The organism is Ruegeria sp. CDSC051, assembly GCF_059610665.1.
In genome coordinates this window covers 116,977-129,441 of record NZ_JBXWOC010000011.1, presented here as the reverse complement: position 1 = coordinate 129,441, position 12,465 = coordinate 116,977, and the positions used below count along the sequence as shown (strand labels likewise).

11 protein-coding genes are annotated in these 12,465 nt (G+C 55.1%); 1 reads left to right on the top strand and 10 read right to left on the bottom strand.

The features are described 5' to 3' along the window. Nucleotides 1–289 precede the first annotated feature (289 nt). Complete coding sequence (locus AC2FH0_RS19660; protein ID WP_496787740.1) at nucleotides 290–1,033, top strand: LytTR family DNA-binding domain-containing protein; 744 nt, start codon at nucleotides 290–292, stop codon at nucleotides 1,031–1,033. 6 nt (nucleotides 1,034–1,039) lie between these two features. Here AC2FH0_RS19660 and pdeM read toward each other — a convergent pair whose 3' ends face one another. From pdeM to AC2FH0_RS19610, 10 genes are all read right to left on the bottom strand, one after another. Next, nucleotides 1,040–1,702 (bottom strand): ligase-associated DNA damage response endonuclease PdeM, encoded by a 663-nt coding sequence (gene pdeM / locus AC2FH0_RS19655; RefSeq protein WP_496787742.1) that lies wholly within the window; start codon nucleotides 1,700–1,702, stop codon nucleotides 1,040–1,042. A 42-nt stretch (nucleotides 1,703–1,744) separates the two neighbouring features. After that, a complete protein-coding gene (locus AC2FH0_RS19650; protein ID WP_496790155.1) occupies nucleotides 1,745–4,156 on the bottom strand; it encodes a ligase-associated DNA damage response DEXH box helicase in 2,412 nt (803 codons plus the stop codon). A 40-nt stretch (nucleotides 4,157–4,196) separates the two neighbouring features. Further along, nucleotides 4,197–5,504 (bottom strand): DUF8689 domain-containing protein, encoded by a 1,308-nt coding sequence (locus tag AC2FH0_RS19645; protein WP_142637954.1) that lies wholly within the window; start codon nucleotides 5,502–5,504, stop codon nucleotides 4,197–4,199. Nucleotides 5,505–5,622: 118 nt separating this feature from the next. Then, a complete protein-coding gene (locus tag AC2FH0_RS19640) occupies nucleotides 5,623–6,159 on the bottom strand; it encodes a prepilin peptidase (protein ID WP_281973279.1) in 537 nt (178 codons plus the stop codon). Between the two features lie 3 nt (nucleotides 6,160–6,162). Continuing rightward, nucleotides 6,163–7,014 (bottom strand): tetratricopeptide repeat protein, encoded by an 852-nt coding sequence (locus tag AC2FH0_RS19635; RefSeq protein WP_496692898.1) that lies wholly within the window; start codon nucleotides 7,012–7,014, stop codon nucleotides 6,163–6,165. Between the two features lie 29 nt (nucleotides 7,015–7,043). After that, nucleotides 7,044–7,625 carry a tetratricopeptide repeat protein gene (locus tag AC2FH0_RS19630; protein ID WP_185956705.1) on the bottom strand — a complete coding sequence of 194 codons (582 nt, stop codon included), beginning with the start codon at nucleotides 7,623–7,625 and terminating at the stop codon, nucleotides 7,044–7,046. Nucleotides 7,626–7,631: 6 nt separating this feature from the next. Beyond that, nucleotides 7,632–8,609, bottom strand: a complete 978-nt coding sequence (locus tag AC2FH0_RS19625; protein WP_282022131.1) for a type II secretion system F family protein — start codon at nucleotides 8,607–8,609, stop codon at nucleotides 7,632–7,634. A gap of 10 nt (nucleotides 8,610–8,619) precedes the next feature. Beyond that, nucleotides 8,620–9,588 carry a type II secretion system F family protein gene (locus tag AC2FH0_RS19620; RefSeq protein WP_142637962.1) on the bottom strand — a complete coding sequence of 323 codons (969 nt, stop codon included), beginning with the start codon at nucleotides 9,586–9,588 and terminating at the stop codon, nucleotides 8,620–8,622. An 11-nt stretch (nucleotides 9,589–9,599) separates the two neighbouring features. Continuing rightward, complete coding sequence (locus AC2FH0_RS19615; RefSeq protein WP_282022130.1) at nucleotides 9,600–11,042, bottom strand: TadA family conjugal transfer-associated ATPase; 1,443 nt, start codon at nucleotides 11,040–11,042, stop codon at nucleotides 9,600–9,602. A 24-nt stretch (nucleotides 11,043–11,066) separates the two neighbouring features. Further along, nucleotides 11,067–12,302 carry a CpaE/TadZ family protein gene (locus AC2FH0_RS19610; protein ID WP_282022129.1) on the bottom strand — a complete coding sequence of 412 codons (1,236 nt, stop codon included), beginning with the start codon at nucleotides 12,300–12,302 and terminating at the stop codon, nucleotides 11,067–11,069. Between the last annotated feature and the right edge of the window lie 163 nt (nucleotides 12,303–12,465).

The window sequence follows — 12,465 nt, the reverse complement described above, 5'->3', positions numbered from 1 at the left end:
ACAATCGCATGCCTGCTGGCCAACACCCTGACCGCCGCATGCCGCGCAAACAAACTCCCCGAACCAGAAGGCCTGACTGTGTGACCCATAGCGGACAGTCGTGCATGTAGATTTTCAGGGCCGGGGTACTCTCCGGCCTAAAATTTGTTAATATGTAAACTAAGTGTGAGATTACGGGCATTGAATGTGCCTGTATTGGTGATAAACTTTCTATTCCAGCCGGTTACGTTGTAATATGGCAAGTCCCCGGTAGTATTGGCTGGACCCGGAGAGTTGTTGTCGAGTGTTTATGTTCACGAAACTGCGCCCAGTTTTCGCCGAAATAGTAGGGTACCGGTTGATTGCCGGGCTGGTTTTCCTTCTACTATTGTCCTTCGTATTCCAACCATTTCAGGCCATCGAAGTAACCTTTCCTTGGCGCTTGGCCTTCTGGATCGGGGTGATGGCGCTGGCGCTAGGAGTGACCTGCGTCGCAAGAAGATTGTTGCGTAGGTTATTCGCTGAGACCGAGTTTTCTGGGCGCGACCTTGTGCTGATATCCTTGGTTTTCGTCCTTTTTGTTCCAAGCCTTTGGTTGATGGTCTGGTTGCTGTTTTCGGCCAACGGACTGCCGTGCCCGGATATGTTATCTGTAACATCTTATGGCGCCTTGCTGTCGGTGGGCTTGATCCTGGTGCGGCGTGAGGCATCGAAACCTCAATCCGAAAATGCTGAAATTCCGCTGCCGCGCATCTACAAACGGTTGCCGGGATCCTTTCAGGGTCGGGTCTATCGCCTGACGGTCCAAGACCACTATGTGGATGTGGTGACTTCTGAGGGCACGTTTACGATCCGGTCGCGTTTTACCGACGCCATAGAGGAAATGGAACCTATACCGGGCCATTGCACGCACCGATCGCATTGGGTTGTCGATGACGCCATTGCTGGGGTCGAACGTAAGGGTGGCAAGACCATGTTGCGCCTGAAGAACGACGAGCTTGTTCCGGTCAGCAGGAAATACCGCCCGTTCCTAGAAGAAGATGGCCTGATCTGAGCCGCCCTATCTGGGCATTGGGATCATTTGCGGGATTTTCCCTGTCAGGATCGCCATTGCCTGATCGCTCATCAAGGCGTCCAGAACGTGATCCGAGCTAAAGAGCCCACCAGTATAAGTCCCATAGGCAGGCAGGATCAGACGCGCCTGATCCATCAGGAAAGCGGGGCGGGTGATCGAACGACCGCGGATCCGCACGCGCGCCTTGGGGTGGTAATGTCCCGAAACCTCAGCCTTGCCCTTGGGTTGCGCAATATGACGAAAGACCAGAGGGTCAACCGCATATTCGGCCAGATGGCTTCCGCCCAGATCTACCGGGCCGGGGTCATGGTTGCCCTCGATCCAGACCCAGCGGCGACCGGCCTGCATCGCCGTAATCTGCAGCCTGTCAGGCACACTCAAGGCGTTTAGGGCATCAAGATCATCAAAACTATCCCCAAGGCAAATAACGATGTCAGGCTGAGTGTGCTCGATATCTGCGGCCAATCGGGCCAGGGTGTCCTGGCTGTCATAGGGGGGTAATGTCGTGCCGCCCCGGCGCGCCAAACGCTCGGATTTACCCAGATGCAGATCGGACACGCAAAGCACGCTTTTGTCGGGCCACCAAAGGGCACCAGACCCAAGCGCCAGCAGATTTTGCCCGGCTAAACAGATCGAAACTTCGTTCATGTTACGTTCTTTGCGACGTTCCGCTACCGCGCGCAAGAGCTTTTAGCAGGATTTCAGCCCAGCCTCTTGCAATAGGCGCGCGCTTTCTTCCGCCAGCAGGCGTTCTTCAGCAGCACCTTTGACGGGTACCTTGCCAACCTCAAGAAACAGTGGTGCAGCCAGAGGTGAAACCCGATCCAATCGCATCAGATCTATGCGTCCCCCGATCCGCTCGATCAGTGCCTCGATCCGCCCGAAATCGACGAGACCGCGCATGGCCTCTTCTCGGGTGATCTGCATTAACAGGTGATCGGGATCGTATTTCAGCAAAGTATCGTAGAGGATATCTGAGGAAAACGTGGCCTGCCGACCACTTTTGCGCTGACCGGCCATGTTCCGTTCGATCAGCCCTGCAATCGTGGCCGAGGCACGAAAGGTGCGCTTCATTACGGCATTGCCCGCCAGCCAGGTTTCCAAGCCGTTGCGCAGCTCGTCGGGCTGAAATAGCGGACGCGGGTCTATCACCGCGTCCAACCCCCAGATCAGGGTTGCATAGTCGGTGGCAACAAAGCCCAGCGGTGCAAGGTCCGTTTCTTCCATCCGTTTGGTCAGCAACAGCCCCAGCGTCTGCTGGGCGTTGCGACCCGCAAAACCATAGACACACAGGTTTTCGCGCCCATCGTTGGGGAAACTTTCGATCAGTAACCTGTCACGTTGAGGCAGGCGCGAGATATCGCGCTGCAACGCCAGCCAATCCGCGGTATGCGCGGGTAACTGGGGCCAATCGGGCTGTGCAAACAGCCGCAGGATACGGTCGCTCAGCTGCGTCGAGGTCGCAAATTTGGTGCCTGAAAACGTTGCGATCTTGGGCTTCTTATCCGCTCGGCGGCTGACTTCGACCGTCATCTCGCGCAATCCCTCATAGCGCACGATCTGGCCGCCGATCAGAAAGGTATCTCCGTGGGTCAGCGAGGCAGCAAAGGCTTCTTCGACCTCTCCCAGAGGTTTGCCCCCTCGATTGCGTTTCAGGCGGACTTTCAACGTATCGGTGTCCTGAATCGTGCCAAGGTTCATGCGGATACGCTGCGCAGCACGGGGGTCACGTAGCTGCCATTGACCATCTGGCCGTAGCTGCAGCCTTTGCCACCGATCATAGGCGCGCAGGGCATAGCCCCCGGTTGCACAAAAGTCCAAACAGGCGTCAAACTCTGCTCGGGTCAACCCGGCATAGGGGCCCGCTGCGGTCATTTGCCGGAACAGGTCATCGGCCAAGAATGGCCCGGATGCTGCGGCAATCAGGATATGTTGACACAACACATCGCGTGGACCTGCGCCGCGGGGATCACCGTCCAGATCATGAGCTTTCACAGCCTCAAGTGCCGCTATGCATTCCACAACTTCGAAGCGGTTTGCGGGCACTAACAATGCTTTGGAGGGGGCATTGTATCTGTGATTTGCGCGCCCGATGCGCTGAACCAGCCTTTTGACGTTTTTGGGCGCCCCGATCTGAATGACCAGGTCGACATCGCCCCAATCAATACCAAGATCCAGACTGCCTGTGCAGACGATTGCGCGCAGCTCACCGCGAACCATTGCGGCCTCGACGCGTTCGCGTTGCTGCCTGTCCAGACTGCCGTGATGAATGCCAATCGGCAGCCCGTCTTCGTTGGCAAGCCAGAGGTTGTGAAAGAAAATCTCGGCCTGTGCGCGGGTGTTGTGAAAGATAAGCGTCGTCTTATGCTTCCGGATCTGATCCAGAACGGCAGGGATGGAATAGGCCGCGCCACCGCCCGACCACGGGGGCATTTCCTGCGTTTCCAATATTTGGATATCGGGGTCAGGCCCAGGATCGGCCTCAACGATCCGGCAGGGATCAGGGTGACGTGCCAGAAATCGGGCAATCGCATTGGGGTCTTCGACCGTTGCAGACAAGCCCACCCTGCGCAGGTCCGGGCAGAGCCCCTGCAAACGGGCCAGCGCCAGCATCAGCTGGTCGCCACGCTTGCTCTCGGCCAGGGCGTGGATTTCATCGACAACCACCCGTTGCACGCCCTGAAACATCCGCCCGGCGTCTTCATAAGAGGTCAGCAGGGCCAGGCTTTCAGGTGTGGTCAAAAGGATCTGCGGTGGGTCAACCCGCTGACGCTTTTTCTGTGTGGCTGAGGTATCTCCGGTGCGGTCCTCAATCCGGACGGCCAGGCCCATTTCCTCGGCTGGGCCACGCAGATTTCGCCGGATATCTGCCGCCAGCGCCTTGAGAGGGGAGACGTAGATTGTATGCAGGCCATCATGGTCCCGCTCTGCCAGATCGGCCAGCGTGGGCAGAAATCCGGCCATTGTCTTGCCCCCGCCGGTGGGGGCTATCAGCAACGTCGCCGGTTCAAGGGCCCGGTCGTACATGTCCTGCTGATGCGGGTGGATGGACCAACCTTTGTCTTCAAACCAGTCAGTAATCCGGGCGGGAATCTGCGTCATAAAGGCAGATTACCCGGCCCGTCAGCGAAATGGCATTAGGTTATTTGACGATTTTCTCATCTTTGACGAACATGTTGGCCCAGGCGCGTTCAATCAGATCGGGGCTCATCTGATAGGGGATGCCCTCGAATTCGCAGATCGAGATCATCTGATCAATCAGGAATATCGGCTGATAGTTCGCATAGATGTTGTCGATGGTCGGGTATTTGACCTTTAGCAGATGGACCAATGCGGCCTCGTCCAGAGGCATCCCGCGTTTGCGGGCCACCATGGCGAAGATTTTCAGGAAGTTTTCTTGGTTCGGACCGTCAATCTTGATCTTGAAGAAGATCCGGCGCAAAGCGGCTTGGTCAAAGATCTCGTTGGGGTGAAAGTTGGTCGAAAAGATGACCAGCGTGTCAAAGGGCACTTCGAATTTTTCACCCGATTGCAGGCCAAGGATATCCTTGTTCTCTTCCAGTGGAACAATCCAGCGGTTGATCAGGGCCTGAGGTGGTTCCTGCTGACGGCCAAGGTCGTCAACGATAAAGATGCCGCCCGTCGATTTCAGTTGCAGCGGGGCCTGATAGGTCCGCGCCGTAGGGTTATAAACCAGATCGAGCATGCTGAGTGACAGTTCACCGCCAGTCACAACAGTTGGTCTTTCACATTGGACATAGCGCGAATCAAACCGCTTGCGGCGGCGCAAGCTATTGGGATCATCTGCTTCTTGTTCGATGGCTGTGTGTACAATCGGGTCATACACCGTGATCACCTGACCAGCGTATTCGATGGCATATGGGACATAGACATTATCGCCCAAAGCATCCCGAATACCGTTCGAGATAGAGGATTTACCATTACCCGGAGGTCCATACATCAGGATTGATCGGCCTGCACTGACCGCGGGTCCAAGGTGGTCCAGCAGGCTGTCAGGCAGAACCAGATGGCCCATTGCCCCGGTCAACTGGTCGCGGGAAACCTGGATATTCCGGATCGACTGGCGTTTTACCTGCTCGCGGTACACATCCAACGGGACGGGCATGGCGCCGAAATATTCGGACTGGCTCAGCGCATCCAATGCACGCGCTTTGCCCGCATCGGTCAGTTGATACCCCATCTCATTGCCGCTGTTGGCGTTCAAAGTACCGGTTGCTTCCAGCAGCTTTTGTTCGCGGGCAAGGTCGATCAATTCCTGTGTGACAGAACCCGGCAAGCAGATCGCTTGGGCAACTTCGGAAACTGTATCTACGGTTTTACGAAAGATAGTTTTCAGCAGGATATCCCGCATCATAACAATAGGAAGCTGCATATCGCCCAACCCCTTTGGGGTAGGGGGGGCCATTACCGAGGTTGTCTGCATATTCATGAGCGTTGCCCGTCTAATTCAGTATTCACGCCAATAGCCCTGAAAAGGGCCCTTTGACGAAAATTTGGCCGGGCTTTGTGTCAGTTCCAAGGCGGGGACAAGGCGGACTGATGATAGTTTACGAGCCGTAAACAGTTCCAAGTATCAGGTAGATGGCCAGGGTTGCACCAAGCGCGAAACCCATTGGAAATTGTTTGTCCCGACGCCAGCTTTCCCAATCTGGGGCAATAGCTCTGAGGGCGGTATGTTTGGCCAATCGATGCGTGACAAAGGCCGCCAAGGTGGTCGACATCAGGATCAACAATACCAATGTGAAATCGCCCATCCAAACAAAGGCTGAGGCCGCGGCTATGAATTTTGCGTCTCCGGCTCCCATAATGCCGGCTGCGTTGAGCAGAATGCCGATGACCAGCATTACAACTATATGTAACAGCTGCCACAAATAGGGTGGGAGGGACACAGAAAACGGGCCAGAAATCCAACCATCCGACCAGGGCGGCAGGACAAACAAACCGATGACCGCAAATACCGCAGCCAGTGCTACTACAGCGTGATTCTTGATGAGCATGTCACGCAGGTCGGTGAAGGCTACGTAATAGCAGATCGGCAGTACGAACGGCAAAAACCAGGCCGCAGCACCCGCTGGAATATGCATGTATCAGGCTTCCTCAAGCGCGCGCAGGGATCGAACGGCTTCGTCGTAATGTTGCGGATGGGTGGCGATCGCTTCGCGGAACAGGTTCTTGGCCGTCGCCACATCACCGCGTTTCACCGCCGAGATGGCCATTGTGTTCAACAACATCGCGCGTTCGACCTGAGACATGGGAACGACAGGCATGCTGTAATTGCCCTGTGCAGCCCGGGCGAGGACCAGATTGTTCTTTGCCGTGAATAGAGAGTTATCCTGTCGAATGGCCTCGGTGAATAACCGTTCGGCTTCGTCGTACTGGCCGCGCGTCAGTTTGGAATATCCCCAGTTGTTCATTACACCACCGGGGCGGGTCGTCAGACCCACGGCGGTTTCATAGAAATGATCCGCGCGTTTCCAGTCTTTTTGCGAATCCGCGACGACGGCTTCCAGGCGGTAGCGTTTGAAAGATTCAAAAGTCGGCGGGATCGAATCCAATGTCGATTTGGCCTGTGACCAGTTCCCGGAACGTACCAGAGAGTCTGCGTATTCGATCTTGTCTACATTGGTCGCACCGCTCATCGTAGTGACTTTTTTCCAGGCGGCGGTTGCCTCGGTCGTCCGTTTAGCGCGCGCCAGTGAAATCGCCAGTCCACGTTGCAGGTCTATACGACCCGGGTTCTTGGCGGCGGCACCCTGGAAATAGGTAACGGCTTCGTTTGGGTCGGCGGCCGACAGAAGAACGTCGTTCAGGTTGGTTTCATCAATGACGTTCACCTCCTGAAATGTACGCTCGACCTTTTCTTCTTCGGACTCTTTTTCACAGGCTGAGAGGATCAGCCCGCAGATTGCGATAGACGGAATCAAGAATTGTTGGCGCATTTTTGCGTCCCTTACTGCTCTTGCCTATGTTACGGGAGCTTGCGCAGCATGAATTGCCCGTCGCCTTGCTGCTCCAGTGTGTATTCTTGTTCTTGAGGGGTATTATTATCAGTATTTTCCATTTTTGCGAGAGCTAACCGCAGATTGTCCCGGATTGCGTCACTTTCGCCATTATCGAGAGCATAGGCCCGGCGAAAGACCTGAGCGGCCTCGGGATATTCTCCGATTTCCATCAGCAACACACCCAGATTGTTCCAGGCGACAGACCATTCGGGGTCATCTTCAACCGCACGGCGCAGCAGTGTTTCCGCCTGTCCAAGCCTCCGAAGGCCCAGATTTGCCGTCCCCATCGAGGTCAGGATCTGCGTTGTCATTCCCTGATTGAGCGCTGCGCGGATAAAGGCATCCAACGCAAGCTCGTATTCACCCGAAGCCATCAGCCGGTTACCAACTGCGATCTGATCCTCGGCCGGGGCTTTACGATCAATGCCAGGTGCATCCAGATCCCCAGAGGACCCCGTTTCCGTGCAAGAAGCCACCGTGGCAAGAACCACGGTGGCCTGTAACACGCGGCGTATCCCCGTTTGGATGCACCTGGGTTTCAATTTCATAGGCTATTAGCCTCCGCCGAATTCAGCGATGCCTTTGGCCGAGGGTCCAACCAGAATGACCAGCAACGGTGGCACCGTCAGCATCATAGTGGCGAGTGTCATTTTGGTTGGCAACTTGTTAGCGGCCTCTTCGGCGCGCATCACGCGCTTATCTCGCATCTCGCCGGCGTAAACCCGCAAGGCTTCGGCGATGGATGTACCGAAGGTTGCCGATTGGATCATCACCGTCACAAATGAGTTAACATCCTGAACGCCACAGCGCGTACCAAAATCGCGAAGAACCGTATCCTTGTCCTTACCGGCCTTCAATTCGTGGGCGACGACTTCAAATTCAAGCGAAATCTCAGGGTAGGAGGCTTTCATTTCGCGTGCGACGCGAACGATGGCCTGGTCCAGCGACTGGCCAGCCTCGACACAGACCAGCATCAGGTCAAGAGTATCGGGGAAGCCTGCGGTGATCGCTTCTTGCCGTTCTGCGACCCTTCGGGTGATCCAATAGCGCGGCAGAAAATACCCGGCGGCCGAAGGGACAAGAACTCGTATTATCATCTGCTGCGCGGTAAATTCCTGACCATCGGAAAGGACAGTGACCAGCAAAACACCAATCACAATTCCGATGATGCCCAAGGAAAATTGAGCGAAGTGGAAAAACCGAACTGCGTCCTTTGACTGGTACCCCGCCTGCCGCAGTTTCAGCTGCATGGCAGACAGTTCTTCCTTATTCTGTGGCTCAAGGAAGTTGGCAAATTTCTCAAGCTGCTCGTTTCGCCCGCTGGTTCTGAGCTTGTCCTTTTTGACCTTCTTATCCTGTCGAGGGGCTGCATTAGAACGCTGCAGTTTCTTCAGGGGATCTTCTGGCTGGCTCAGGATCAAGGGGACTGTGATCAAGATCATGAACAGTCCAAGTACACCAACCACGATCAGTGGACCGAAGGGGCCAAGGAGCTCGGTTAGAAAGTCGTTTATTCGGGTCAGGATTTCCATGGTGGTGTCCTCAGACCTTGATGTCGGTTAGAATGCGCATGACGATCAGGTTCAGTGTCAGCATGATGCCGACAAAGAAACAGGCAGGAATGAACCATGGGTGATCCATAACTTCGTCATAGTACCCGGGGTCGTTCACCAAAATGAATCCCAGGCAGAACAGTGGAAATCCAGATAGGAATTTTCCTGACCATTTTGCCTCAGCTGTGATGGCGTTGACGCGCCGGAAAAGTCGAAAACGGGCCCGGATCACCTTGGCCAGACCGGCCAAAATTTCGGCTAGGTTACCACCGGATTGCTGCTGGATGCCGACGGCCACTGCCAAAAACCGTAGATCCTGCATATCCAGTCGTTGTGCCAGATCTTTGAGAGATTCACCGACGTCACGGCCATAGGCACATTCATCAGCGATAACCCCGAATTCAGTGGCGAGTGGATCCTGGACTTCATTTGCGACGATTTGAATGGTGGACACAAAAGGGTTCCCGACGCGAAGCGACCGAACCATCAATTCCACAGCATCTGGCAACTGTTCTTCCAGCATTGCCATACGCTTTTTGGCCTTGTTGTTTACCCACGCATAGACACCGCCAACACCGATTGCGACCGAAATAGCGGCCCGCATTATGGTTTCCGTTCCCGTTGCAATACTGAGCCCCATAAAGGCAAAGCCTGTCACCAACACCATAATCAGGATCAACTGACGGGGTGTGAAGGCGATGGCGGCCTTCTGAGCCTTGTCCGCCAACAGGGAATAGAGCGGAATGCTCTGGGACTTCATATGCTGCTGCATTTCCTTGCGCAGCTGTTCCAGAACTTGTTCGCGCCCGACGCCTTTATCCAGCATGTCCAGACGGCGGTTCACGCGGCTGTTCAGACTGATGGATTTTCCGAAGGCAACCAGATAGATTCCTTCCACCAACGCAAGTACGCCTACGAAGATCGCGACGTAGATCAGTGCCTCCATAGGCAGTTGCATTTCAAGATCTCCTACATAGTCGTTGGTTCGTAAATCGAAGGGGGCAGATCATAGCCCCACAGACGGAAGCGTTCGGAGTAGTGGCTGCGAACGCCTGTCGCGGTAAAATGGCCAATGATCTTGTTGTCGGGCGTTAATCCAACGCGTTGAAAACGAAAGATTTCCTGCATGGAAATCACATCGCCTTCCATACCAGTGATTTCGGTGATCGAAGTCATACGCCGCGAGCCGTCCTGCAGGCGGCTTGCCTGAACGATCAGGTTCACAGCACTGGAGATCTGGCTACGGACGGCCTTGATCGGCATTTCGATCCCGGCCATCGCGATCATGTTTTCAAGGCGCGAAATCCCGTCTCGGGCCGAGTTCGCGTGGATCGTTGTCATCGAGCCATCATGGCCAGTGTTCATGGCCTGTAGCATGTCGATAACTTCCGAGCCCCGTGTCTCACCCACGATGATACGGTCGGGACGCATACGAAGGGCGTTTTTCAGACAGTCGCGGGGGCTGACTTCACCCTTGCCTTCGACGTTAGGCGGGCGGCTTTCCATCCGGCCAACATGAGACTGTTGCAGCTGGAGTTCCGCTGTATCCTCGATGGTCAGAATACGCTCGGCGTCGTCGATAAAGCTGGACAAAGCGTTTAGCGTGGTTGTTTTACCGGAACCGGTACCGCCCGAAACGATCACATTCAGGCGTGTAGATACAGCAGCCTGCAGATAGGCGGCCATTTCTTCGGTGAAGGCACCAAAATTCACCAGGTCATCAATGGCCAGCTTATCTTTTTTGAACTTACGAATGGATACCAGCGAGCCGTCAACGGCAATCGGTGGCACCATGGCGTTGAAACGCGAGCCATCCGCCAGACGGGCGTCCACATAGGGGTTGGATTCGTCAACACGGCGGCCCACGGCGGATACGATCTTGTCGATGATCCGCATCAGGTGCTTTTCGTCTTTAAATGTAACGTCGCTAATTTCTAGCTTACCGAACCGTTCAACGAAAATTTGCTGCGGGCCGTTGACCAGAATATCGCTGACAGAGTCGTCCTGAAGCAAGGTCTCGAGAGGGCCAAGACCGGTTACTTCGTCATACAGTTCTTTGTTCAGCTGCTGCCGGTCGTCGCGGTTCAGAACGATGTTGCGGGATTCCAGAACCTCACTGGCAATCGCACTGATTTCCGAGCGCAGCTCGGATTCTCCAGCTTTCTCAAGGGCCGCTAGGTTCAGGTTTTCAAGAAGCTCGCGGTGGAGTTCGATCTTGATTTCGCCCAGACGCTCTTTGCGCTTGCGTTCCTTGTCCGCCCCTACAACCTCGGCTGCCTTTTTGGGGGTGGGTCGCCGGGCAACTGCAGTAGCGGTTGATGCTTGCTCCGCTGCAGGTGCAGGTGTGGCCTCGGGCGATTTAGCCGGTGCCTGGACCGGTTGTGCTTCTGGTTTTTTATATCTTGAAAACACGGCGGCTCTCCCTGTGGGATTGTGTTATGCGGCTTCGGCACTACTGCTGCCCAGGCTGTGCAGCGACTTCGCAAGCTTTGCGATTTCCTTGCGCAGTGGGTTCTTGGCCGCAGCGTTGGCCAATGGCAGACCGTGATCACCGCTTTGCATCACCGGTTTGCCGCCATCCGGCAGTTGAAGATCAATAGAGATACCCAGGCTTTCACCCATGCGCTTGACCCGGCCCTTACCATTCAGATCGGTAAATTTCGGGGCGCGATTGAGAGCGAAACGCAACTTATTGAAGGGTAGTTCCTCGGCCTGTAAAGCGCGCTTGAGGCGCAATGCGTTCTGAGCCGATCGCATGTCCAGTTCTATCAGGGCAAAGTAAACATGGGCGGCCTGCAGTACAGTTTCCGACCAGTGAACCAATGTCGTTGGCATGTCGACGATCACATAATCGAAGTGCTTTCGTGCCTTTTCGATCACCCGTTCGATATCTTCTTGCGTAATCAGATCCAAAGGCACCATATCCGAAGGCGCAGTTAGCACCTGCAGCTTGTCCTCATAGGACTGAAGCGCCTGGTTGAAGACGTCATCATCCATTGCCGCCGTATCAGACAGCATCTCGAATACAGTTTCTCGACGGGGAAGATCCAGATAGGTCGAAACCGTTCCGTATTGCAGGTCCAAGTCAATCAAACAAACCGAAGGGGCCTCTTTGTCAGAGACCGTTGCCAGTTCCCAAGCTAGGTTGACGGCCATAGTCGTCGACCCGACCCCACCGGCAAGTCCCTGAATCACAAACAAAGCACCCTCTTTAGAGTCGCCAGCTGCACGTGCGGCATCTGATCCGGGGGCAACGGCGACGGGTTCGGGTTTGTTCATCCGGTCGATTGCTTCTTGCAATTCACCTTCTGGAAGAGGGTAGGGGACGAATTCGTCCGCGCCCTTGCGCAACAACTGATGCAGCGAAGCCGGGGTCACGTCCTCGGCGATCAGAACTATTTTGATTTTTTTGTCTTTTGCCTGTGTGATGATTTCACCCATCAGTGACAGGTTGTCTTCATCCTCGCCATCAATGGCCAACGCGACAAATTGCAGTGAATTCGCCTCGGGTTGGTTGAAAAATGTCAGGGCTTCGGCAAAGCCGAGATCGCCCCAACGCTCACCCAAAGCGCCTTCCATATCTTCTATAAGCAGATCGAAATTCTGGACATCACGACTGATCGTGCAGGCCAGAATTGCGGTCTCTTCGTTTTGCGGCGTGGCGCTTGTCATTAACACAATCCTCGTCGAAGGGTAGGCGAACCATCCTGGCCCAGAGGACAGGATTGGCTTGCTGTCACCCTATTGCGGCCATTTTCGGACGCAGGTCACCCAATTGTTGAAAATGTGGCTTGGAACTTAGGCAAGAATTAGGCGCAAAAGAACCAATTGTAGG